Origin of the sequence: Spirillospora sp. NPDC049024 (assembly GCF_040649235.1) — a bacterium.
GTDB lineage: Bacteria > Actinomycetota > Actinomycetes > Streptosporangiales > Streptosporangiaceae > Spirillospora.
Genome location: NZ_JBEZFD010000004.1, coordinates 31,129 through 52,504, shown reverse-complemented (window position 1 = coordinate 52,504; position 21,376 = coordinate 31,129). Strand labels below are relative to the sequence as shown.

Here is a 21,376-nt window from a genome sequence, read left to right as displayed (position 1 = left end):
TTCACCCTTCCCGTGGCGGCAGGTCAGGTGCGGGTCCAGCGCTGGTTGTCGCCGCCCCAGCAGCTGTAGAGCTGGATCGCGGCGCCGTTGCCGGAGCCGGCGGCGTCCAGGCAGAGGCCGGACTGGACGCCCACGATGGATCCGTCGGAGTTGACGCGCCACTTCTGGTTGTCGCCGCCCCAGCAGCTGTAGAGCTGGACCTTCGCGCCGTTGCCCGTCCCGGCGGCGTCCAGGCACTTGTTGCCGTAGACCCTGAGCTCTCCCGCGTCGGTGGAGGTCCACTGCTGGTTGGTGCCGCCGTGGCAGTCCCACAGCTGGAGCTGGGTGCCGTCGGTGGTGCTGGCGTTGGGCACGTCCAGGCAGCGGCCCGAACCGACGCCCTTGATCGTCCCCGAACCGCCGGTGGGCGGAGGCTCCGAGGTGCCGCCGTTGAGGGCGTTGAGCACCGAGGTGTAGGCGGCCTTCTTGTTGCCGTTGCCGTCGAACAGCAGGGGAGTGTCCTGCGAGCGCCAGGAGTCGGTGTCGCGCACACCCCAGACGGTGATGCCGAGGCAGCGCGAGACGGCCAGGCAGTCGTTGGTCACGTTGGCGTAGGTCGTGGGTGAGGCGCCCTGGATGTCCAGTTCGGTGATGGCCACGTCGACGCCGAGGGCGGCGAAGTTCTGCAGGGTGGTGCGGAAGTTGCTGTTGTAGGGGCTACCGCTGTTGAAGTGGGACTGGAAGCCGACGCAGTCGATGGGCACGCCGCGCTGCTTGAAGTCCCGGACCATCGAGTACACGCCCTGGGTCTTGGCCCAGGTCCAGTTCTCGATGTTGTAGTCGTTGTAGCAGAGCTTGGCGGAGGGGTCGGCGGCGCGCGCGGTGCGGAAGGCGACCTCGATCCAGTCGTTCCCGGTGCGCTGGAGGTTGGAGTCGCGGCGACCTCCCGAGTTGCCGTCGGCGAAGGCCTCGTTCACGACGTCCCACTGGGCGATCTTGCCCTTGTAGTGGGCCATGACGCCGTTGATGTGGTTGATCATCGCCTGGCGCAGGCTGCTGCCGCTGAGGTTCTGCATCCAGCCGGGCTGCTGGGAGTGCCAGGCCAGGGTGTGGCCGCGCACCCGCTTGCCGTTTTGGACCGCCCAGTTGTAGACGCGGTCGCCGGAGCTGAAGTTGAACTGGCCCTGCTGGGGTTCGGTGGCGTCGATCTTCATCTCGTTCTCGGCGGTCACCATGTTGAACTCGCGGGACGCGATCGTGGTGTAGGCCGAGTCGTTGAGCCGGCCCGAGGCGATGGCGGTGCCGAAGTAGCGGCCGCTCTGCGCCGCCGCGGCGCCCAGCGTGCTCTCCGCGGCGACGGCCGGGGACGGTGCCACCAGAGCGGCGGCCGTGGTGAGCGCCCCGATGGCGCCGGCGAGAATGGCCCGCTTGCGGATCCCGGGCCTTGGCATGGCTTTCGTACGCACGTCTGTTCCTCCATGAATGAACGAAGGGTGGGAGCACGGAACACAGCCGTGAGAAAGACGCCGCGCTCCATCGGGGGAGCGCACACACCACCAGGCGTCGCGGACCCAGTGTGTGAGCCTTCGAAGATCCCGTCAATAGTTTCAAAATCTTTCATGGCGCATGCCCAGTGGCCGGTGTGCACGCGCCCAGTAGCAGCAGCTCTGCGCTCGAAATTTTTCGAAGGTTCGCGGCTCTTGACGATGCCATTGGCCTGTTATTTACTCCGGCCACCGCCACCTCCCCCCGATCGCCTATGGAGAGAAGGTTCCGCCCGGCAGGAAATGTTAGCGCTAACATCCACGCCGAACGAAAGGAAGAAGGTCATGTTAAGGACCGGTGCGGTGCTGGCATCGCTCCTGCTCTCGGTGCTCCTGTCCGTGACGTACATCCAGCCCGCGCAGGCCGCGACAGTGGATGTGAACAAGTGGTACGTCCTGGTCAACCGCAACAGCGGCAAGGCCCTGGACGTCTACAACCTCGCGACCAACGACGGCGCCCGCATCACCCAGTGGACCAGGAACGATCAGAACCAGCAGCAGTGGCAGTTCGTCGACTCCGGAGGCGGCTACTACCGCATCAAGTCCCGCCACTCCGGGAAGGTGCTGGACGTTTACAACTTCTCCACCGCCAACGGCGGCCCGATCGTCCAGTGGGCCGACCTGAACGGCACCAACCAGCAGTGGCGGCTCGCCGACAGCTCCGGCGGCTACGTGCGGTTCGTCTCGCGCCACAGCAACAAGGCCCTCGAAGTGCAGGGCGGCTCCACCGCCGACAACGCGAACATCGTCCAGTACGACGACTGGGGCGGCGACAACCAGCAATGGCAGCTCGTCCCCGTCAGCGGCGACACCACTCCGGGATGCGATCTCCCGTCGACATACCACTGGACATCAACGGGAGCGCTCGCCCAGCCCAAGTCAGGATGGGTCTCGCTCAAGGACTTCACCGTCGCCCCCTACAACGGCAAGCACCTCGTCTACGCGACGACGCACGACACGGGGACCAGGTGGGGCTCGATGAACTTCGGCCTGTTCGGCAACTGGTCGGAGATGGCCTCGGCCAGCCAGAACACGATGTCGAATGCCACCGTCGCGCCCACGCTCTTCTACTTCGCCCCGAAGAACATCTGGGTGCTCGCCTACCAGTGGGGCGGGACCGCCTTCTCCTACCGCACGTCCACCGACCCGACCAACCCCAATGGCTGGTCATCACAGCAGGTGCTCTTCTCCGGAAGCATCACCGGCTCCGGAACGGGACCCATCGACCAGACGCTCATCGGCGACGGCACGAACATGTACCTCTTCTTCGCCGGTGACAATGGCAAGATCTATCGAGCCAGTATGCCGATCGGGAACTTCCCGGGCAGTTTCGGCACGTCCTCGACAGTGGTCATGAGCGATTCGACCAACAACCTGTTCGAGGCCGTCCAGGTCTACAAGCTCCAGGGCCAGAACCGCTACCTCATGCTCGTCGAGGCGATCGGCTCGCAGGGCCGCTACTTCCGCTCCTTCACGTCCACCAGCCTGAACGGTTCGTGGACCCCGCAGGCCGCAAGCGAGAGCAACCCCTTCGCCGGCAAGGCCAACAGCGGCGCCACCTGGACCAACGACATCAGCCACGGCGAACTGATCCGCACCAGCGCCGACCAGACCTTCACCGTCGACCCCTGCAACCTGCAACTGCTCTACCAGGGCCGCAGCCCCAACTCCGGCGGCGACTACGGCCTCCTCCCCTACCGCCCAGGCCTCCTGACCCTCCAGCACTGACAACGACCCCCGTGCGCCCTGGGCTGGGCGGGCTCGACAAAAACCCGAGCCCGCCCAGCCCACCGCCAACAGCCCGCCCCTAGCCTCGGCCGCTCGCAGCCCGGCCCCGGCTGAACGAGTCCCCTCGTCAGAAAGCGCTACTCGCGTGGCTGGAGGAGTTCAGCCCGGATCAGTTCGAGCAATCGACCGACCCAGTTGCGTCCTTCGAGGGGACCGCGATCGGTCCAGAAGGGCGACTCGGAGACGCCGGTGTAGCTGATCCGTGCGTCGGCGGTGGACAGCAGGATCTCGGCGATGCCGGGGTGCTGGGTGAACTTGGCGCGCAGCAGATCGGCCATTGCGGCAGCCCTGGCCGCTGCCCAGTCCGGTCGCAATGTGCACCGGCCGCCGGTCTCGCGGGCTTCGCGGACGGTGGCCGCGTCCCGGATGCGGTCGTGATCTGAGCGGGCTGCCACTGCACGCGCCCAGTACCCGTGGATGATCGTGGAATAGGTCTGGCCGGCGTAGGTGAACGGAGCCGGAAACTCGTTGCGGAGTGCCCCCAGGTCCAGTCGTTCCGGCGGCTCGGTGGGCGGGTCGGCCCGCTCGTGCAGAGTGATCGTGGCGGCTCCGACCTCTAGGGGATCGTCGGCATGCAGGACGTCCCGGTGCTCGCGCTCACGCTGCAGGCCTTGATCGCCGGCGTTGAAGTACTTCAGAACCTTGGAGTGCATCTCCGCGGTGGCGATCGGCCCGTCCCCGCAGACCGGTTCGCCGATATCGGTGACCAACTGCCGCAGCGGAATGTCCTGCCGGTCCATGTCGCCGAGCACGAACACCCGCCGGTGCGCCGGGATCGCCAAGTACGCCTCGCGGATCTGCACGCGGTTGTCCTCGGATGGATCGGACTGGTACCGCCTGATCGCGTCCCAGCACCGGTCGGAGGTGGTCGGCCGACCGTTCAACGCTTCGATCTCGTCAGCGACCTCGCCCAGGAAGCCCTGGTTCCTCAACGGCTCCGGGTAGCGTGCTGACCACCGCGGCGTCGGCGCAGGCTGCTCGGACACCGGACGCTCAGGATCATGCAGAACGATCTTTCCGGACTCGAGCCTCTGCCGTAGTCCGCGCAGGTCGAACGTCTCTCCGCACCTGAGCAAGCCGTCAGCGTAGGCGAACAGATCGTCCACGTAGTAGCCGGAATGGCCGTTGACCCAGACGTGGCACCACACCCCGTCGACCCGCTCCCCATCCACGAGCCGATAGGTCGGCCTCCTCCACACCATTCGCACAAGCTAACCCTCGATCAGTACCGCGACAAACACGCATGCATCGGGAGAGTGGCGTGGTCAGCGGCATGAAAGGAGATTTAGGGTGTATGCGGAATATTCGGTGGTCCTACCCCGTCCGCAGTGATGAAGTGACGGCGTGAAGCAGCAGCGCAAGCGGCGGTCTGCGGGGCGCACGACGCCCCTTCCCGTACGTCACCACGCTCGCATCGCCGGGGCCCAGGTCGGCGATGCACTGGTGAAGGCCTCGATCGGCCCCAGTGGTGAGTTCATTGCACTGTGGTCGCCCGCCGCCGACGTCCAGGCCATGAGGTCGACGACGACGCAGCCGGGCTGGGCCGTCTTCCCGGACCCTCGGCCCCCTCGCCCGGTGACCGCTCGCGTGCCCTGCACTCGCCGGCGCTGACCAACGTGATCACGATCGGCGACTTCCCGCTCGCGCACCCGTCCGTCCAGCCGCTGCCGGACGGACGGGTTCTGGCCGTGGGCGCCAGGGCCCGATGGCGCCAGGACGGTCCGGACCGCAATGCGATCATCTACTCCGCCGACGGGACCGCACTGGCCGCCGAAACCCTCCGGGACGGCATCGAGCACGTCTTCACCACCGGCACCGGCCACGTCTGGGTGGGCTACTTCGACGAAGGCGTCTACGGCAACTACGGCTGGGGCGGGCCCGACGGCCCGGCACCGATCGGCTCCTGCGGGCTCGCACGCTTTTCCCCGGACCTGGAGATCGACAGGCGGTTCCCGTACCCCCCGGACAACCCATGGGGCGCGATCAGTGACTGCTATGCGCTCAACGTCGACGCGGACACCGCCTGGACGTGTTACTACACGCACTTCCCCATCGTCCGCGTCCACGATGGAGAACTCACCGGCTGGGACGGCGACGGCGAGGCCGCACATGCGCTCATCACCGACGGCTCACGCATCGCCCTGTACGGCGGATACGGCCCTGACCGCGACCGCCTGATCGCAGGCCGGCTGACCGACGACCAAATGCGGAGCACCGGAGAACACCGAGTCGTCCTCCCGAACGGGCACAGACTTCCCAAGGAAGCGCGCGTCATCGGCCGCGGCCCCGACCTGCACATCCTCACTTCCGCGGACTGGTACCGGCTCGACCTCAGCGACGTCCCAGCCGAACCATGACACCGCCGGGCAGCGCCCGACCAGATCATCCACTCAGGGACTGCAGGTAGGCCATGAGGGCCTTGCCGCGCGGGGAAAGGCGGTAACCGGTCTCCAGGCTTTCGGTGAGGCCGAGGGCTTTGAGGCGGCGGACGTCGGCCTTGAAAGGGAGTCTGTCGCGGCCCAGGTGTTCGGCCAGGTCCATGGCGCGCAGTCCGGGGTTTTCCTCGATGAGGCGGAGGACCTCGCGGGTCCAGGGGCCGCGGCGGCTGCGCGCGTCGATGGCGTCCAGGGAAGCTTTGAGGTCGGCCAGTTCCTGGTCGGTCAGGTCGTCGTCCGCGGCCAGCTCCGCTCGGGGGTCGGGCCCGCCCAGATGGAGCATGACGCGGTGGTAGCCGCCCTCCTTGCGGCTCTTGGACAGGGCGGTGAGCAGCGCCGCACGGCCGTCAAACCCCGAACGGAGGGCGTCCTCCTCCGTGATCTCCTCGGGGGCGACGGCCGTGACCGAGTCGATGACGATGATCCCCGCCCAGGTCCGCTGGGTGCTCCCCGCCCGGACCGGAGGCTTGCCCCACACCCGGAACACCCGATCGATCCGCCCACCCGCGATCCCCTCGAGAACCTCCCGCCGAAACAGCATCCTTGCCTCCCCGGGTGCTACGCCTCTCCTTCCTCAATCATCTGCGGAAGCCCTGAGAAGGGCCACAAGATCCCCGCCGACCCGTCGAAGAGGCAACGTGTCCGGTTGAGGCCTGAGCGTGGCCGCCGCCATGGGGGACGCGCCACGATGGTCCTCCGGACCGCGAGGAGATCGACATGGGCAAGGACGACAAGAAGATCGTCTTCTTCGCGGCCACCGTGTTGTCGGTGATGGCCGTCCTGCCCGCGGGGCTGCTGCTCGGCCCGCTCCACCTGGGGGACGGCGAGGCCGCGCGACTCGCGGCCGTGCTCACGTTCATAGGCGTTCTGGTGACCGCGTCGGTATCGCTGATCGGTCTCATGGTGAACCGCCAGACCGAGCACCGGCTGCAAACAGAGCGAGCCGAACAGAGCCGCCAACTCAAACTGGACTCGGCGATGCGCGCGGGCCAGCTCATCGCTCCCACTGACGGGACCCCATCCGATCCGACCGCGCTGGCCTCCGGGCTCCTCGCGCTCACCAAGCTCGACAACGCCGATCTGGCCGTGACCCTGCTGGTCGACCTGTGGGACCCCGAGAACCCACGTGTCTCCCACGAGACCGCCGTGCTCGTCATCGACGCGGCACTGCGCTCGCCATCGTCCAACGCCCAGCTCATCGCCGCCGAACTGCTGTGCCGCCACTCGACCCGCCTCAACCCCTGCCAGTCCCTGCACTGGCCGAGTGCGGTGGAGGGCTGCTGGATGCCGAAACTCAGCCCGCGGGCCAAGCTGCTGCTGGTCGAGGCGCTGGTGAACATGACACTGGCCGGACCGACCAACGAGAGCGCCCTGCGCGCGGTCGCCGTCCGTCTGTACGGCATCTGGCGTGACGATTCCGACGACCGTGTACGGGGTTGCATCGGCAAGCTCATCGACTCATTGATCGGCAGGCTCAACGACCTCGGCTACAAGGACTTCATGCAGGGCACCCAGCAGGTCATGCTGAGCGAGTTGCAGGAGGCCGCCCGGAGCAGGAGCCACAATCCGGACGGCTACCTCGACCGCCTGTCGACCAGGTTCGCCCGCGACCTCCGCGACTGGGCACAACGCTGCGAAGGCCTACCCACAGAACACGGCTGCCTAGCCACAGCCGACTGATCAGCAACCGCGCAAGGCCGACCCCGACGGCCTTGAGCCTGACCGCCTCCAGCCCTGTTACCGCTCAAGGCGCCCTTGGCGCCAGGCGCGCAGGGACCACCGCCGGCCGGTGGTGTGGTCGACGACCTCTCCGCGCTGGGCGTTGTGCGTGAAGGCCTTGGCCGATCGCTCGGACCGGACCTGGGTTCGGCGCAGGTGATCGGCGTCCTGCCGCGCCTGCCGCGCGGCCATGAGCCGAAGCCGGTCTTCCAGGTCGGTGCGGGCGGAGGCGAGGTTGGCGGCCTGGGACCGGCCCGTGGTCCGGGTGATGACTATGCCGGTGGGCAGGTGTTGGAGCCGGACGGCGGTCTCCACCTTGTTCTTGCGCTGGCCGCCGCGTCCACGTCCCCGCATGGTCTGCACGCGCAGGTCCTCGTCCCGGACGAGCGGTCCGATGGGACGGGTCTGCCGAGGCATCACCGCGACGGTCGCGGTGGAGGTGTGTCGGCGGCCGCGCCTGTCGTTGCGGGGCTCGTGCTGCAGGCGATGGGTACCCGACAACCAGGCGAGTTCCGCCTCGGCGACCCCGTCCAAGGTCATCACGATGGTGCGGCCCGGCTCGGCCGCGGAAAGGTCGACGGACCAGCCCCGGCGGGCGGCCCAAGCCGCGATGGTATCGGCCAGTTCGGTGGCGAAGGCGAGCGCGTCGGCGCCGCCTTCACCGGGACGAATTTCTACAACGCACATGGCAAGGCTCCTGGGCATGAGCACCGGTGGCGAACCGGCGAAAAAGGGAAAGCCGATGAGTCGAGAGCACAGAGGAGCGCCGCGATGCGGCGCAAAGCTCATCGACGCCCAGGAGCGAGCACGACAACACGCCCGCCGCCGGAAGCGGCCGAGCGCTGCGTCTTCGTCGTGCTGATCACGATTCCCACGTTCTCACACGCCCGCCCTGCCGCCAAGCGGGTTACGGCCTGGGGACCAGGGCGCCGCCATCGGACCTCCGGCACCACTCGGTGGCCCCAGGAAGACCGCGGTGTCGAGGCGGCGACCGGAGGTGAGCCTCTGCCGAAGATCCGCTTCAACGACCTCCGGCACGGAGCCACGACACTCGCCCTGTTCGACGACGTCAACATGGAAGTGATCAGCGAGACGCTCGGCCACGGCCGCCACACGTCCACCGCCGACACCTTTACCTCGGTACTTCTCGAGGTATCCCAGGCAGCGGCAGATGCGGTGCCTGCGGTCGCCCTTGCCGACCGCAGCCGACACCATCCGCCGCGACCGACGTGATCTCGTTCGCGGACCACCGCAACCGGCGCGGCCAACGCGCAGGGTAAGCAAGCGGCGAGGTCAACACCCGGCTTCGCTCGGGAGCGAGAGCACTCGCCGACATCCCATGCACACCAGACCGGGAAGAACGGACATCCGGAATGCGGCAGGGACTCCGTTCAAGATCGCGCGGGGCGGAGTTCTCGCGGCGCGGGCCGGGAGCTGAGCGGGCTCTGATCCGAAGGGGATCAGAGCCCGGGGCGTGGTTTGGGCGGTGACGGGGGTGGGGCGTCGTGTCCGGTTCGGGCCGGTCAGTGGAGGGGAGGTGCGGCCTGCTGGGCGAGGCCCAAGGCGTACTCGGGCCACCAGGCACCGGCCGCCGGATCGACCACGCCGTACTCGGGGTCCTCCGGGCCGGCGGTGCCGCGGGTGCACTGGCCGTCGGATTCGCCGGGACGCTTGATCCAGAGGAAGGCGTCGACCAGGGGATCGCCGGTGCGGGTCGACGGCCGGGCGCCCAGGCCGCGGCCCGGCGGGTTGCACCAGACCTGGGGGTCGCTGTACTTGTCCGCCGGAGGCGTCCACGGTCCCTGACCGTTGCGGCTGGTGTCCAGGACGAAGTGTGCGAGCCCGCGCGGATCGTCGGGGACGGTGGCCAGGTCGGTGTCGGAGCAGGTGGTCGCGCCCGTCTCCTGGCGGAAGCGCAGGCACTTGGACAGCCTGGTGCCGTACGAGACCAACTCGTCGGTGCTGCGGTAGTTGGAGACGTTCAGCGCGAAGCCGTCGGCCTTGGCGATGCCGCCCTTGAGCAGGCGGCCGGCCATGCCGAGCTGGGCGCGCGGTTCGCCGTATCCGGCGTCGTAGTCGTTGAGCGGCTGCCAGTCCGAGTGGCCGGAGTCCACGTAGACGCCGGTGCGCGGCAGCCGCTGCAGTGCGTCGATCGCGTAGTTGATCTCGCGGAAGCGTTCGTCGACCCGGGCGGGATCCTCCGGTGTTCCGGTGGTGCCTCCACCGCCCTCGTTGCACCACGGCTCGCTGGGCAGCAGCGCCAGCCCGTCGGGCTCGACGATCACTACGGCCCGGCCGCCGCCGATCCCCTTGGCGAAGGCGTCGATCCAGGCGCGGTAGGCCGCCTCGCTCGGCGCGCCACCCGCCGAGTACTGCGAGCAGTCCCGGCCCGGTACGTAGTACGCGACCAGCACCGGAACGGCGTGCTGCCTGGCGGCCCTGACCATCGTCTGCCGCACCGCCGTCCGCACCTCGGCGGGGGTGCCGCCGGTGAACCAGATCGCCTGCGAGACCTTGGACAGGGCCCGCATGTGCGCCGCGTCGGCATTGCGTCCCGCGGCCGCCCAAATGTCAGCCTGTCGTCCGGCGTTTGTCGTGGGCTCGACGTAGAACCTGGCCTTCCCGGCCAGCGGATCGTCGTGCCCCAACGCCTGCGCCGGCGGGGCGAAGAGCGCGACGATGCTCGTCGTGGCGGCGGCGAGGATCCCGATGCCTCGTCTCATCCGGTACTCCAGACTCTCGGGGTGGTGGAGGAGGCGCACCCATGAGAACCGCTGACGTATCAGGCCATGCGGGACGAGTGAGGCTAAACGTGGGAGCGCTCCCATGAAGGAGTCTGAGCAGGCTCCAAAGATCCGTCAAGACCCAACATCCCGACGATCGTCCGATCGTCCCTGCGCGGTGGCGCTGCCAGCGCGTCGGCGTCGAAAGCCCAACCCCTACCCGCGTCAAGGCGTTCAGCGGCCGTCAGTGACCGTGCCCGCCTACCCGCCGCGACAGACGGGCCACCAGACCGCCCCACACCAGAAACACCGACGAGAACGTCATCGAACGACGCCATGACGGTGGACAAGCCGCTGGCGAATCCGCTTCAGCTGATATCGCCTCCGTGGGCAACAGGTCGACTGAACGCCGCGCAGGAACTCATTCATAGTCGAGCGACTGCCAATTAGCGACCGAAGTCGAAGAAAGGGTCACCCTCCGGAAGGGGGCGTGGTTGCGGGAGGGGTTCCTGGTGTGCGGATGGGGTTGGTGGCTCTTCGTGTACTCGAAAGGTGTCCTGGTCGATCGGGTCGGATTCCCTGCGGACGGCCTCGGCCAACTCGGCGTTCGGCCATCTCGTCGTGGAGTCCCAGGTGCACTGAGCGAATTGCGCCAGCACGCAGCGTGGGTCAATCGATCCGGAATTGTAGTGCAGGAGGGCGCCAGTGAAATCCGTCCCGGTGAGGTCGGCGCCGGTGAAAACGGCTCCCACCAGGTGGGCGCCGATGAACTTGGCCCGTACGAGCCTGGCGCCATTGAAGCACCAGGCGCCGACCTCGGGGGCGCCGCCGAGATAGGCACCGGTCAGGTCGGCATCGGTGAGGTCGGCACCGATGAAATCGCCGACGATGCCGAAGTCGGCGTCGCGTAGATCCGCGCCGATGAGTTTGGCGCCGGTGAACTGGGCTCCCGCGCTCGCGGTCCGGGCCGGTTCGGCCCAGGAGAGATCGGCATGGCGCAGATCGGCTCCGCTGAGGTCGGCGCCTCTGAGGTCGGTGCCCTCGGGGAACCGGACGCCCCGCAGGTCGGCCCCACGCAAGTCCTTGCCGACGAGTTGGGCGACGGCCTCGGCACTGCTGTCATCGATCAGTTCCGCCAGGTTCTCCGGTGAACCGGACGGTCGACTTTTCCCTGTCCGCTCGACGGTGATGGCGTCTTCGGGGACGACCCTTCCGTGCAGCGCATACAGATGGAAACCGTCGCGGTAGCGTAGCGCCGGACCTGTGCGGCAGTGCAGCACCAGGGGGTCTTCCCCGAGCCTTGGCGAGGTGGCGAGACGGATCTGGGTGGGACGCTCGCACACCAGGCATACTTTCTCGAAGGGCCACCAGCCACCGCAGGACTGGATGAGTTCTTTCCACAGCGCCAGCCTGTGATTCCACACCTCCCGGCGTCGTTTTCGGAAAAACCATCCACCCTTCTTGCCTTGATGACCGCTGAGCAGGGTCAGGAGGAACTCCCCCGGATCCGGCACACCGTGGGCGGCCGCGATCGCCTGGGGCTCTGGCGCGCCGAGCTCACTCCAGTTCCAATCGGGATCCCCGCGGGGTGAGTCGATCCACACCAGCTGAGCCTGCGGCGCGCCGACCAGTTCATACAACCCGCGGATCGCCGCCTCGGCGGCAGACCGGTCGGCCGGTTCAGTGGATTGCCGTCCCGCCCAATCAGGTAGGCGAGCGGCCAGCCGGGCGATATCAAGGCCGGCAATGTCCGGGTGGACATAGATCTCGGTGTTGAACGGGCGAGGCAGCGCCATACTCGCTCTCTATCACGGGACGCGCCACGCATCCAGGCCCCGAGCCAATGCGGCCCTCAGTCAGTCGGACGCTCCTAGCGGTACCGCCCATTTCCGACAGACCAGAACCATCATTTGCGCATTTGCGTGCACCATCGAGAAAGGAGGCAGTCTCCGCATCTCATGCTCGTCTGCGGGGTGTGTAAACTCCCTGGCTGGTCTCGGCGCGTTGAGCGGTCAGCGTATGGTCGGGGCGCCCTGAACTCGGCGGTCAAGTCCAAACGCCTCGCACAAAACCGATCGAGCACGTGGAACTGTCCGGGATCAAGGGTAGGCGGGGCGCGCCGTACGCATGGACCGCCGAACACGTCCGGTGCCGAGAGAATGGCGGGCAGTCACCGTTCCTCCCGATAGGACCGTGGTGGCACCCGGTCTCCGGTCCCTGGCTTGCACCGCTTGCCAGCACCAGCGAGCAACCAGCGGCAGATGAGGTGGTGCGGCTGCGGTGGCGATGTCTAGAGTCTGCGTCGTGACTGACACTGGAGCCGACGTCGACAAACGCGTTGCCGAGGCGTGGGCGCGGATCGAGGCCGGCTTGAGTCGCGTCCTGCCGGCTTCCCTGCGGCAGCTCAATGCGCAGGCCGCGGTACAGGCAATCGATGCGGTGGAGGCCGACTTGGCCACACCACTGCCCCAGGATTTCCGCGCCAGTCTCCGCATTCACAACGGAACCGGCCCCGGCGCGACACTGCTGCCCCCTGAGCCCAGCCCGGTACCGCTGACTTGCCTCTGCGACACCAACGAGATCATCGAGATGACCCGGATGTGGCGCGACAACTATCATCCGGAGCCGGACTGGGACGATCCTCAAGTCTGGGCTTACCTGGTCGACACGAAGATGCTCTGGCTGAACGGGCCGGTACGGCCGATCATCGGTTCGCCCGGCGCTGTGGTCGTCGGCGACATGAATGGCGACGTGCAGTGGCTGCTCGACTTTGATCCGGCCCCTGGGGGAACGCCCGGACAAGTGGTTCGTGTTGACGTCGAATGCGCCTCATGGGACGTGCTGGCTCCGTCCTGGACGCAGTTGCTTGTCCGCTACGCCGAGGATCTGGAACTGTACGCTGCTGATCCTGATAACTCGACTCTGGAGATCGGTCACCTCGGACCGGCCTGTGAATGGGGCAGCACGCCGACGGACTCATGGGGGATGCGTCCCGCATGGCTCCAGGACGTTCAACGTCGCAGTCCGTACTCGACATGACGCCCCCCGCACAGCTGTCCTCACGGCCGAGTGCGCCCTGTCATCGGCATGAGCACGCGATCGTAGCGGGCGGCTCGAGTTCTCCGACTCATGCTCACCCACGACCGCGGTCGGGGGGCCTGCCTGGGCGGACATCGACCTCCAGGGCGCAGAGACGCTTGGCGCGCCGCTCAGGAGTGCGAAAGATCCACTGTCGGCCCCGAGGGGTGGGTGGACTCCGGGCGGGTCTTCACCCATGAGGATGGGAACGCCTACGTCCCCAGTGGGTCTCCACACGGTTCGGGGACCTGATCAAGAAGTACGGACTCGTCCAGGACAAGCACTCCGTCGAGGGCCGCCATCCGGGGCGCGCGGGAATAGGCCGCCGTCTTGTGTCTGCTTCAGCTCACGTGGCGAACATCGTGGATATCTCACGGGCAGACGACGTCGGCACCTCCTCCCCGGGACCGGCGTGGGAGATGTCAGGCATGGACCATGTCCAGCTGCCGGCGGGCGCGGTGCTCACCGAACCGCCGGCCCCGCTGTGGGCGCTGGTGCTGGCGGGCGAGCTCACGCTTGAGGTGGCGTTCGAGGAGCAGTCGCTCGCCGAGGGGGACGCCGTCCTCATCGACGCCCGCACCGCTCACCGGATCACCGCGTCGGAGCGGCACGAGGAGTCGGCCTTGGTTGTAGCGGACCTGCGCATGGCCGTCCCGGTCCGTCGGCTGCCCAGCCCGTTGGTGGTCCGCGGCTTCGGCACCCGGCACGGCGGCGTCATGGCGCTCGTCACGCAGTGCCCGCTCGAACGCGCGTGCCGACCGACCCTGTTCGCCGCCAGCTACGGCAACCTGATCGGCGCGGCGATGACCACCTCCTGGCAGGAGGACCAGGGCGGCGACTCCGGACCTCCGGACGAGGCCGTCACCGCGGTGGTGGCCGCCGTGACCGCCCGCCCGGCCGAGCCGTGGACCGTCGAGGGAATGGCCCGCCTCGTCCACCTGTCGCGTTCCGCCCTGGGCGAGCGGTTCCGCCGCGCACTCGGCCGCGGACCCGCCGAGGTGCTCCGGGAGATCCGGATGCGGGAGGCGCGCCGGCTGCTCGCGGACCCCTCGCGTCCGGTGGAGTACATCGCGTCCGCCGTCGGGTACGGCTCCACCGCCGCCTTCAGCCGGGCGTTCTCGTCCCACCACGGTGTCGCGCCGCAGGCCTGGCGGGAGCCGTCACCCGCGCGGGACGCGCAGCGCGGCGAAAAGCAGCCCGGCCGCCGCGGCGAACCCCGTGCCGAGCAGGAAGGCCGCCTGCACGCCGCGGGCGTCCAGGAGCGCGCCTCCTGACGCCGACCCGAGCGTGATCGCCACCTGGAACGCGGTGACCTGCAACGACAGGGCCGACTCGGCGCGTTCGGGCTCGACGCGGGTCACCCATAGCTGGGTGGCGACCGGGACCATGTTGAAGGCCACGCCCCACACGACGACCCCCGCGGCCAGCACCGGCAGGGACGGCGCGGTCGCGGTGACCAGCAGGCCGCCGGCCAGCAGCAGCGGGGCCGCGGCGACCACAGTGCGCAGCCGTCCCGCGAACCGCCCGGCGGCGAGGTTGCCCGCCAACCCGCCCACGCCCCAGGCCAGCAGCAGCCATACCGTGGCGCCCGCGTCGATGTCCTCGATCGCGACCCGGATATAGGGGTAGGCGGCGAAGTTGCCGAACGCGACCAGGACCACGCCCAGCACCCCGGCCATCAGCCACCGGTTGGCGACCGCCGCCCGCAGCATCGCCATTCCGGCGGCCGGGTGAGGGGGGACCGGCGGCAACGTCAGGGCCACGGCCAGGGCAGCGGCGACGCCGAGTGCCGCCGCGACGCCGAACACCAACCGCCAGCCGACCGCGTCGCCGAGCAGGGACGCCAACGGGACGCCGCCGATCGTCGCGAGGGTGACGCCCAGCGCGATGGACGTTGAGACCACGCTGTCGCGTCCCGGCACGGCGCGGGTCCCGGCGCCGAACGCGAACGACCAGTACCCGGCGATGGCGACGCCGAGGACGAGCCGGCCGAGGAGCAGGACGGCGAAACCGGGGGCGACCGCCACCGCCAGGTTCGAGACGGCCGCCGCGACCAGCAGCCCGGTCAGGACCGTGCGCCGGTCGGTCCGCGGCAGCAGCACCGCGATGCTGGGGGCGGTGACCGCGCCCGCGACCGCGGTCGCCGCGACCGCCAGACCGGCGGTGCCCTCGCTGACCCCGAGGTCGCCGGCCATCGTGGGCAGCACGCTCGCCGGCAGGAACTCGCTACCGACGAGCACCGCGATCCCGGCAGCGAGCGCGACGATCGGTGACCAGTTCGTCGAGCCGCCGGACCGTGCCGAGGACTCGGGCGGCGAAGTGTCTGCGGACGGCGGCGAGGACTGAGGCGTTGACATGCCTTCCAGCCTCGCCTCCTCCGCCCCGCCGCAGTTGATCGCGTGACGCGCACAGTTGACCGTCTGACCGGTCTGCGACCGGCCAGGCTCTCGGTGGAGTCGTGGTCGCCGCGGGGGATGACGATGGTGCGGTCGTGCCCTGCGGTTGCGAAGGTGTCCGAGCCGGGACACCAGGTCACGGCCTCACGAATGTCGCTGCTGGGAATCCGTTCGCCGGAGATGGCACCAGGTGACAGCCTCCACAGGCCGATCGTGCGGTCGCTGGAGCAGGAGAGCAGCATCGTGTCGCCTTCAATGCCGGTCCAGGCGAGGTCGTGGACGGTGTCCTGGTGATCAGGGCGTGGAGGGTGCCGGCGGCGGCCTCCAGATACGGATCGTCGTGTCGTCACCAGCGGTGGCGACTCAACCTCTCGGTGCAGCGGCGCCCACTGGCGGAACAGCGCCTCATGCGCGACCTGCGCGATGGGCGTTCCCTCCCACACGTCGGTGACCAGTAGCCGGGCCTCCACGAATGCGGTGAGGACGCGTCGCTCGTCCTGCACCTTGTGCTCACCAACCGCTAAATGCGTCCAAGGTGACCACTCTCCAAATGAGTACTCACCGTAGTTGCCAGGGCGGCTTCTGTTGCCGATTGGTATCCGGCTCACCGCAGGCGGCCCGGGAGAGTTCCGGCTCGGCTGTATGAGCGGGCGTTGCCCGGAGCGATTCGGTCAGCGAGGATCCTGGTTATGGCTGACCTTGAGCGACTGCAGAGCATGATCGATGAACTCAGGCGGATGCGTGAGGAGTGCGAGCCCAGATCGAACCAGAACCCAAGGTATTTGAGGTACTCGAACGCCGTATCCGCGCTGCGCTGGATCCTCGATGACCTCGCAAAGGAGATGTCCACGGGTGAGCGCGGCTGACCTCTGGCCGTCGCTGCAGCAGAAGAGGATCCCTACGTCGATCAGTAGAGCCATCGGTCCAGCACCGCGGGCCAGAGGTGCGTTTCGTGGTCGCCATTCCCAAAGGCGGGCGGGTCGAGCGCCCTGATCTGCTCCGACAGGTCGGCGAGTTCCGCCAATGCCTCCTCTTCGGCACGTTCGTCCTCGTCCCAGTGGCCGATGACGGTCGAGCCGGTGAGCCAGCTGCCGACCAGGTGCAGCGAACACAGCCAATGGTTGATCGTCGAGTTGACGAACCTCGTACCACCGTCTGACGACCCTACTTGCAGCACTTCGCCACGCCCCGGCACGGCGCCGTACTTCCAGGCCATGTCGAGTACGTCGTCGTCGATGCGCGCCAACCAGCACATCGTCGGCTCCGCGTCGAACGACACCGCGCCCACCAGATCATCGATCAGCGGTACGCCACAGGAGACCAGAGCCGCCTTCTGCGGCTCGGGAATCCGCCAGGTCGCCACGTCGGATTCGGCGGCACGCACTACCCGCCCCGCGCCGGCCCAGGAGGTAAGCGTGTCATACGCAGGAGGAACCGGGAGATCACCAGCAGGCACACCATTGAGGCCATCCAGGTACGGGTTCGGGTACCAACCTGCAGTTGCCATCATCCGACCATCGGCAGAGCCAGCGGACTGCGGGCAGAAGAGTGAGCGTTACGGCTGTCCCAGGTCGCACAGCCGTCGTCCTTGGGTACCAAGGACGACGTGGCGCCCAGCCTTGGCTATGTCATCCTATATGTTCGCGACCTTGCCGCCTCGATCGTCTTCTACCGGGACGTGGTGGGGCTCGCGTCCAAGTTCGAGGACGCTGGCTATGCGGAGTTCGCCACCGGGGTCACCAGGTTCGCGTTGTACGAGCAGCGTCGCGCCGACTAGTTGACCAACAGCCGGACCGCGCCCGGCCCGGCGGCCGAGGTCGTTCTCATGGTCGAAGATGTCGATGCTGCGCTCCTTGCGCAAGGCTGGGGTGCTCACGGCCTCCTTTCAGTGCTCGCCTGCTGTACCTGGTGGCCTGGCGACGGTTCATGTTGCAAATGGGTCCGCGCTGTCGGTGGCTTCTGGAAAGGTGGCACCCGTCAATCTCTGTCGGCGCGGGAGTAGGTACCGTGAAGGCTGATGCGTTGAGCCCTCGGCAGTTGTTCGACGGGAGGATGCACTACGAGATCCCGCCGTTCCAGCGCCCCTACGTATGGAACGAGGAGGATCAGTGGGCTCCGCTGTGGGCCGACGTCATCCGGGTCGCCGAAAGCCACGTGGTCGCCGAGGGGAGCCAGCCCGAGGTCCCGCACCACTTTCTCGGCGCAGTCGTCTACGCGTCGAAGCCACCAGTCGTGGGTGATGTCACCCGGCACAGGATCATCGACGGGCAGCAGCGCACCACCACACTGCAACTGATGATCGATGCGGTGCAGTCGGTCGTCGCCGAACGCGGTCACGAACATCTGGCCGAAGACCTCGAGGAACTTATCCTGAACCGGTCATCGGCGTTCAGAGGAAAGCCGGAGCGGTTCAAGTTGTGGCCGTCGAAACAGGACCGGGCGGCGTTCGCTCAGGCGATGGACCCCGCTCCTGATTGGAGCGGCGAACATCGCATCCTGGAGGCGCACAAGTTCTTCAGATACGAAGCGCGCACCTGGCTGACCGGGACCCCCGACCCCGACGGCAACGAGCCCCCGGGCACCGAGGATCAGCGGGCCACCGCGCTGTCGGCCACGCTCCGCGACCACCTTCTCCTGGTGGCGATCAACCTCACCGGTCATGACGATCCGCAATTGATCTTCGAGACCCTCAACGACCGGGGGACCCCGCTGCTGAAGGCCGATCTGATCAAGAACTGGGTGTTCCAGCAGGGCGACCGGATCGGTGCCGATGTCGAGGAGTGGACGGAGGTCCACTGGGCCGACTTCGACGATGAGTGGTGGCGAGAAGAGATCACCCAAGGCCGCCATCAGCGCTCCCGGATCGACATCTTCATGCAGTACTGGCTCACCATGCGGCTGAGCGACGAGGTGAAGACCGAACAGGTGTTCCGGGTGTTCACGACCCACGCCGGACCCCACATGTCCGACGAGCAGAGCGCGGACAGACTGCTTCGCGAGTTCCGCAAAGACGCCGACACCTACCGAGCCCTGACCAACCTGCCGGAGGACACCGCCCAGGGCTCCTTCCACTCCCGCGTCATCGAGATGATGGGGCTGGCGGCGACCAGTCCATTGCTGCTGTGGTTGCTCTCGGACAACCACAAGGTGCCCGAGCGGCAGATCGAGATCGCGCTGCGCGCCCTGGAAAGCTGGGTGCTGCGGCGCACGCTGCTGCGGATGACGATGAAAGACGTCAACCGGATGATGGTCTCGATCCTCAGGTTGCTCGACCGTAGCGAGGTGGCCACCGCTGGCGATACGGTCCGCACCTTTCTGGCCGCGCAGACGACCGACACGCGGCTGTGGCCGTCCGACGAGCAGATGAAGTCGGAACTGCCCCGGCTGAAGCTGTACGGCTATCTACGCCAATCCCGGCTGCGCGTGGTGCTGGAGGCGATCGAGCGTAGATTGCGCACGGAGTTCCATGAGGACGTTGTGCTGCCGGCCAAGCTGGAGATCGAGCACGTCATGCCGCAGGCGTGGCACACGTACTGGAATCCCGAGCCGCGGCTCACTCCCGAACAGGCCGCCGACCGGGACTGGCGGATCCAGACCCTGGGGAACCTGACGCTGGTGACCAAGAGCCTGAACGGGGCGCTGTCGCACCGTCCCTGGACCGACACCCGGGCGAAGGGGCTCACCACGGGTGGCGAAGCGGGGCTCGGTAAGCGCAGCCTCCTGGAGAAGTACAGCCTGCTGGTGCTGTCGAAGAACCTCATCCACGACCACCCGGACGCGTGGACCGATGACGACATCCATGCGCGCGGGGTCGAGATGACCGCGCACCTGTGCGAGGTGTGGCCGGGACCGCCCTCGGACGTGACGCCGATCGAGGCGATCGAAGAGACCGGCGGCCCGGACCAGGCCATCGCACTTCCGCGCGTGGAATGGACAGAGAAGCAACTCACCGAGTTCGCGGCGTCCACAACCGACCTCACGCGGGGATTCCTCGACTACATCGCGGGCAACAAGGCCGGAGAGTTGTTCCTTGGAGGCGACCTGGAGGGATCGGGGTACGTCACCGGCCAGATCGCAGGCATTACCGGCGCGATGGCCCGCAAGACCTACCAGGACTACCAGCGCATCAACCCGCCTCTGGAGTTCGTCCACGCCAACGGCCGCTGGCACTACCGGATGGACCCCGCCGTCGCGTTACTCTGGCTGAAGATCCGCGGCTAACCGCCTCCAGTGCAACAACCGGCATGCCGAGGGCGGCTTGCACGTGAGCGCTAACCCGGCGAGCTTGGTTGCGGCATGAGAGGAGGCCAAGGGGCCCTCAAAGGAAGGTCCCCTTGGCCGTACTCGTGCCCGGTTAAGTTAAGTCTGGGTGGGTTCGTTCTCCTGTGTGGCCAGCCTTGTCTGGATGGCGAGAAGTCGTTCGGACTGCCATTTCATGGCGATGGCGGGTGCCGTGTAGAACGAGGCGCCCAGCAGTGCATACGCGAACTCCTCTCCGCCGAGCAAGTATCCGAGGATGGTCACGACGCTCATTCCTGGGAGGCCGAGGAGCACGACGGCGGTCGGCCTGGAACGCGCCGCGAAGTCCAGGAACCCCGCCCCGATACGGCACGGTGTGGCATAACGATGCCGAAGGAACTCCAAGATCCTCTCGGATCCGAGAATCTTGAACGACCCGATGAAGTTGCCGAGTGCTTCGAGGAGGAGTTCGGCGGGCAGGCGGCCCTGACGCTTGCTGTTCCTGAGGTCGGCAGTCCACTGCGTGTGGAGTTCGCTCCCGAGGGAGCCGCCGACGATGGCAGCTCCCAGAGAGTTGAGGAGCGTCGCGAGACGTTCACAGCGCGATGGCCTGATGCGACTCCACCATGCCCGCACGACCAAACGCTGGAGAATAAGTCCGGGCGTGCTCACCACGTGCTGCCGGATGGCGGCACCGACCTCGGGCCGGTCGTAGGTCGCAGCATCGATCTTGCGCAGCGTTCTGCCGAGTTCGAGGTTGAAAGAGGCACTCAGCAGAGCCGCGAGTGCCGAGCCTGCCCAGAACAGGAGCAGGTAACTCCCGTCGGGCAGGCCACCGTTCGCGTTCATCGGGCGGTTTTCCCTTTCTGATCATTGCCCGAAGACCGGTTTGGGAGGCAGCGCGGCAGACGGAGACAAGCCGGCCTTCGCCAGAGCCTCTCGGCGCGCGTGGACCGCAGCGCGTGCGCGCTCCTGGCCTTCGGACGTCAGCGTGTAGTACTTCCGTGGTGCTCCCGAGTCACGCGGCTCGCTCGGATCATCCCGGTTCTCCCACTGACTCCGCACCCAGCCCGCCCGTTCGAAGCGGATCAGGATCGGGTACACGGTGCCGGTTCGAAGCGCTGTCGCGGCGGCGATGGCCTGCCCGTACTGCCCTTTCTCGCTGTCATTCGCCAGCAGAACGGACAACACGGACAGCATCTGGTCGGTCATTCGCGTAAGCGGGCGGACCTCAGGTTCGCCGTCGCGAGTTGGTCTGGGGCTCGAAGAGGAGGACATCACGCCGCGCCCCCCTTCGACCCGGCAAAGAGGTGCTGGGCCCAGAACGCGGCGACCAGCGCAGCGAGCGTTGCCCGCGTCAACCGCATGCCTAGACCCGTCGCGGCCAAAGGCACCGCCCCCGCGAAAGGCGCCTTCGGGCAGACGCACGGTGCCAGCGCGCGTCCGTCCAATGCCTGGAGGTTCATTTGCCTGGT

At 67.6% G+C, this 21,376-nt stretch carries 19 protein-coding genes and 1 pseudogene; 9 read left to right on the top strand and 11 right to left on the bottom strand.

The genetic code is table 11. From position 1 onward, the window contains the following. Positions 1–23 precede the first annotated feature (23 nt). Entirely contained in the window at positions 24–1,445 is a 1,422-nt protein-coding gene (locus tag AB0C21_RS08335; RefSeq protein WP_500203371.1) for an endo-1,4-beta-xylanase, read from the bottom strand. A 363-nt stretch (positions 1,446–1,808) separates the two neighbouring features. Between AB0C21_RS08335 and AB0C21_RS08330 the strand changes: the two genes are divergently transcribed. Next, the gene (locus tag AB0C21_RS08330; RefSeq protein ID WP_500203370.1) at positions 1,809–3,251 is read left to right on the top strand and encodes a non-reducing end alpha-L-arabinofuranosidase family hydrolase; all 1,443 of its coding nucleotides are present in this window, start codon (positions 1,809–1,811) and stop codon (positions 3,249–3,251) included. A 137-nt stretch (positions 3,252–3,388) separates the two neighbouring features. Here AB0C21_RS08330 and AB0C21_RS08325 read toward each other — a convergent pair whose 3' ends face one another. Then, positions 3,389–4,513, bottom strand: coding sequence for a DUF7639 domain-containing protein (locus AB0C21_RS08325; RefSeq protein WP_500203369.1), 1,125 nt, complete (start codon positions 4,511–4,513; stop codon positions 3,389–3,391). A gap of 414 nt (positions 4,514–4,927) precedes the next feature. Between AB0C21_RS08325 and AB0C21_RS08320 the strand changes: the two genes are divergently transcribed. Continuing rightward, on the top strand, positions 4,928–5,668 hold the full coding sequence (locus AB0C21_RS08320; protein ID WP_500203368.1) for a hypothetical protein: 741 nt from the start codon (positions 4,928–4,930) through the stop codon (positions 5,666–5,668). Positions 5,669–5,693: 25 nt separating this feature from the next. Here the strand turns inward: AB0C21_RS08320 and AB0C21_RS08315 are convergent, their stop codons facing one another. Further along, complete coding sequence (locus tag AB0C21_RS08315) at positions 5,694–6,287, bottom strand: ASCH domain-containing protein (RefSeq protein WP_500203367.1); 594 nt, start codon at positions 6,285–6,287, stop codon at positions 5,694–5,696. A 176-nt stretch (positions 6,288–6,463) separates the two neighbouring features. Here AB0C21_RS08315 and AB0C21_RS08310 point away from each other — a divergent pair, with 176 nt between their 5' ends. Beyond that, positions 6,464–7,426, top strand: coding sequence for a hypothetical protein (locus AB0C21_RS08310; protein WP_500203366.1), 963 nt, complete (start codon positions 6,464–6,466; stop codon positions 7,424–7,426). A 57-nt stretch (positions 7,427–7,483) separates the two neighbouring features. Here the strand turns inward: AB0C21_RS08310 and AB0C21_RS08305 are convergent, their stop codons facing one another. Further along, positions 7,484–8,152, bottom strand: coding sequence for a peptide chain release factor-like protein (locus AB0C21_RS08305; RefSeq protein ID WP_500203365.1), 669 nt, complete (start codon positions 8,150–8,152; stop codon positions 7,484–7,486). An 84-nt stretch (positions 8,153–8,236) separates the two neighbouring features. Between AB0C21_RS08305 and AB0C21_RS08300 the strand changes: the two genes are divergently transcribed. Further along, positions 8,237–8,698 (top strand): hypothetical protein, encoded by a 462-nt coding sequence (locus AB0C21_RS08300; protein ID WP_500203364.1) that lies wholly within the window; start codon positions 8,237–8,239, stop codon positions 8,696–8,698. Positions 8,699–8,988: 290 nt separating this feature from the next. Here the strand turns inward: AB0C21_RS08300 and AB0C21_RS08295 are convergent, their stop codons facing one another. Both AB0C21_RS08295 and AB0C21_RS08290 read right to left on the bottom strand, forming a co-directional pair. Next, complete coding sequence (locus AB0C21_RS08295; RefSeq protein WP_500203363.1) at positions 8,989–10,188, bottom strand: glycoside hydrolase family 6 protein; 1,200 nt, start codon at positions 10,186–10,188, stop codon at positions 8,989–8,991. Between the two features lie 446 nt (positions 10,189–10,634). Further along, a complete protein-coding gene (locus tag AB0C21_RS08290; protein ID WP_500203362.1) occupies positions 10,635–11,984 on the bottom strand; it encodes a pentapeptide repeat-containing protein in 1,350 nt (449 codons plus the stop codon). Between the two features lie 508 nt (positions 11,985–12,492). Between AB0C21_RS08290 and AB0C21_RS08285 the strand changes: the two genes are divergently transcribed. Both AB0C21_RS08285 and AB0C21_RS08280 read left to right on the top strand, forming a co-directional pair. Then, entirely contained in the window at positions 12,493–13,227 is a 735-nt protein-coding gene (locus AB0C21_RS08285; protein WP_500203361.1) for an SMI1/KNR4 family protein, read from the top strand. A gap of 467 nt (positions 13,228–13,694) precedes the next feature. Continuing rightward, the gene (locus AB0C21_RS08280; RefSeq protein ID WP_500203360.1) at positions 13,695–14,540 is read left to right on the top strand and encodes an AraC family transcriptional regulator; all 846 of its coding nucleotides are present in this window, start codon (positions 13,695–13,697) and stop codon (positions 14,538–14,540) included. On the opposite strand, the gene AB0C21_RS08275 is transcribed toward AB0C21_RS08280, so the two are convergent. After that, the gene (locus AB0C21_RS08275; protein ID WP_500203359.1) at positions 14,427–15,623 is read right to left on the bottom strand and encodes an MFS transporter; all 1,197 of its coding nucleotides are present in this window, start codon (positions 15,621–15,623) and stop codon (positions 14,427–14,429) included. The genes AB0C21_RS08280 and AB0C21_RS08275 overlap by 114 nt on opposite strands. Before the next feature lie 413 nt (positions 15,624–16,036). Next, positions 16,037–16,270, bottom strand: a pseudogene (locus tag AB0C21_RS08270) (nSTAND1 domain-containing NTPase); the annotation flags it as partial. Between the two features lie 81 nt (positions 16,271–16,351). Between AB0C21_RS08270 and AB0C21_RS08265 the strand changes: the two are divergent. Then, complete coding sequence (locus AB0C21_RS08265; RefSeq protein ID WP_500203358.1) at positions 16,352–16,528, top strand: hypothetical protein; 177 nt, start codon at positions 16,352–16,354, stop codon at positions 16,526–16,528. A gap of 41 nt (positions 16,529–16,569) precedes the next feature. On the opposite strand, the gene AB0C21_RS08260 is transcribed toward AB0C21_RS08265, so the two are convergent. Then, a complete protein-coding gene (locus AB0C21_RS08260; protein WP_500203357.1) occupies positions 16,570–17,169 on the bottom strand; it encodes an SUKH-4 family immunity protein in 600 nt (199 codons plus the stop codon). A 99-nt stretch (positions 17,170–17,268) separates the two neighbouring features. Between AB0C21_RS08260 and AB0C21_RS08255 the strand changes: the two genes are divergently transcribed. Further along, a complete protein-coding gene (locus AB0C21_RS08255; RefSeq protein ID WP_500203356.1) occupies positions 17,269–17,439 on the top strand; it encodes a VOC family protein in 171 nt (56 codons plus the stop codon). Positions 17,440–17,669: 230 nt separating this feature from the next. Next, positions 17,670–19,883 carry a DUF262 domain-containing protein gene (locus AB0C21_RS08250; RefSeq protein ID WP_500203355.1) on the top strand — a complete coding sequence of 738 codons (2,214 nt, stop codon included), beginning with the start codon at positions 17,670–17,672 and terminating at the stop codon, positions 19,881–19,883. Positions 19,884–20,021: 138 nt separating this feature from the next. Here AB0C21_RS08250 and AB0C21_RS08245 read toward each other — a convergent pair whose 3' ends face one another. Together AB0C21_RS08245 and AB0C21_RS08240 are read right to left on the bottom strand one after the other, a co-directional pair. Next, entirely contained in the window at positions 20,022–20,750 is a 729-nt protein-coding gene (locus AB0C21_RS08245) for a hypothetical protein (RefSeq protein WP_500203354.1), read from the bottom strand. Between the two features lie 21 nt (positions 20,751–20,771). Then, entirely contained in the window at positions 20,772–21,113 is a 342-nt protein-coding gene (locus tag AB0C21_RS08240; RefSeq protein WP_500203353.1) for a PadR family transcriptional regulator, read from the bottom strand. Between the last annotated feature and the right edge of the window lie 263 nt (positions 21,114–21,376).

Coding starts and splice junctions, on each gene's coding strand:
- AB0C21_RS08305 (WP_500203365.1), bottom strand. CDS start 8,152: ATGTGCGTTGTAGAAATTCGTCCCGGTGAAGGCGGCGCCGACGCGCTC.
- AB0C21_RS08325 (WP_500203369.1), bottom strand. CDS start 4,513: ATGGTGTGGAGGAGGCCGACCTATCGGCTCGTGGATGGGGAGCGGGTC.
- AB0C21_RS08260 (WP_500203357.1), bottom strand. CDS start 17,169: ATGGCAACTGCAGGTTGGTACCCGAACCCGTACCTGGATGGCCTCAAT.
- AB0C21_RS08310 (WP_500203366.1), top strand. CDS start 6,464: ATGGGCAAGGACGACAAGAAGATCGTCTTCTTCGCGGCCACCGTGTTG.
- AB0C21_RS08275 (WP_500203359.1), bottom strand. CDS start 15,623: ATGTCAACGCCTCAGTCCTCGCCGCCGTCCGCAGACACTTCGCCGCCC.
- AB0C21_RS08330 (WP_500203370.1), top strand. CDS start 1,809: ATGTTAAGGACCGGTGCGGTGCTGGCATCGCTCCTGCTCTCGGTGCTC.
- AB0C21_RS08300 (WP_500203364.1), top strand. CDS start 8,237: ATGCGGCGCAAAGCTCATCGACGCCCAGGAGCGAGCACGACAACACGC.
- AB0C21_RS08295 (WP_500203363.1), bottom strand. CDS start 10,188: ATGAGACGAGGCATCGGGATCCTCGCCGCCGCCACGACGAGCATCGTC.
- AB0C21_RS08290 (WP_500203362.1), bottom strand. CDS start 11,984: ATGGCGCTGCCTCGCCCGTTCAACACCGAGATCTATGTCCACCCGGAC.
- AB0C21_RS08265 (WP_500203358.1), top strand. CDS start 16,352: ATGGCTGACCTTGAGCGACTGCAGAGCATGATCGATGAACTCAGGCGG.
- AB0C21_RS08280 (WP_500203360.1), top strand. CDS start 13,695: ATGGACCATGTCCAGCTGCCGGCGGGCGCGGTGCTCACCGAACCGCCG.
- AB0C21_RS08315 (WP_500203367.1), bottom strand. CDS start 6,287: ATGCTGTTTCGGCGGGAGGTTCTCGAGGGGATCGCGGGTGGGCGGATC.
- AB0C21_RS08240 (WP_500203353.1), bottom strand. CDS start 21,113: ATGACCGACCAGATGCTGTCCGTGTTGTCCGTTCTGCTGGCGAATGAC.
- AB0C21_RS08245 (WP_500203354.1), bottom strand. CDS start 20,750: ATGAACGCGAACGGTGGCCTGCCCGACGGGAGTTACCTGCTCCTGTTC.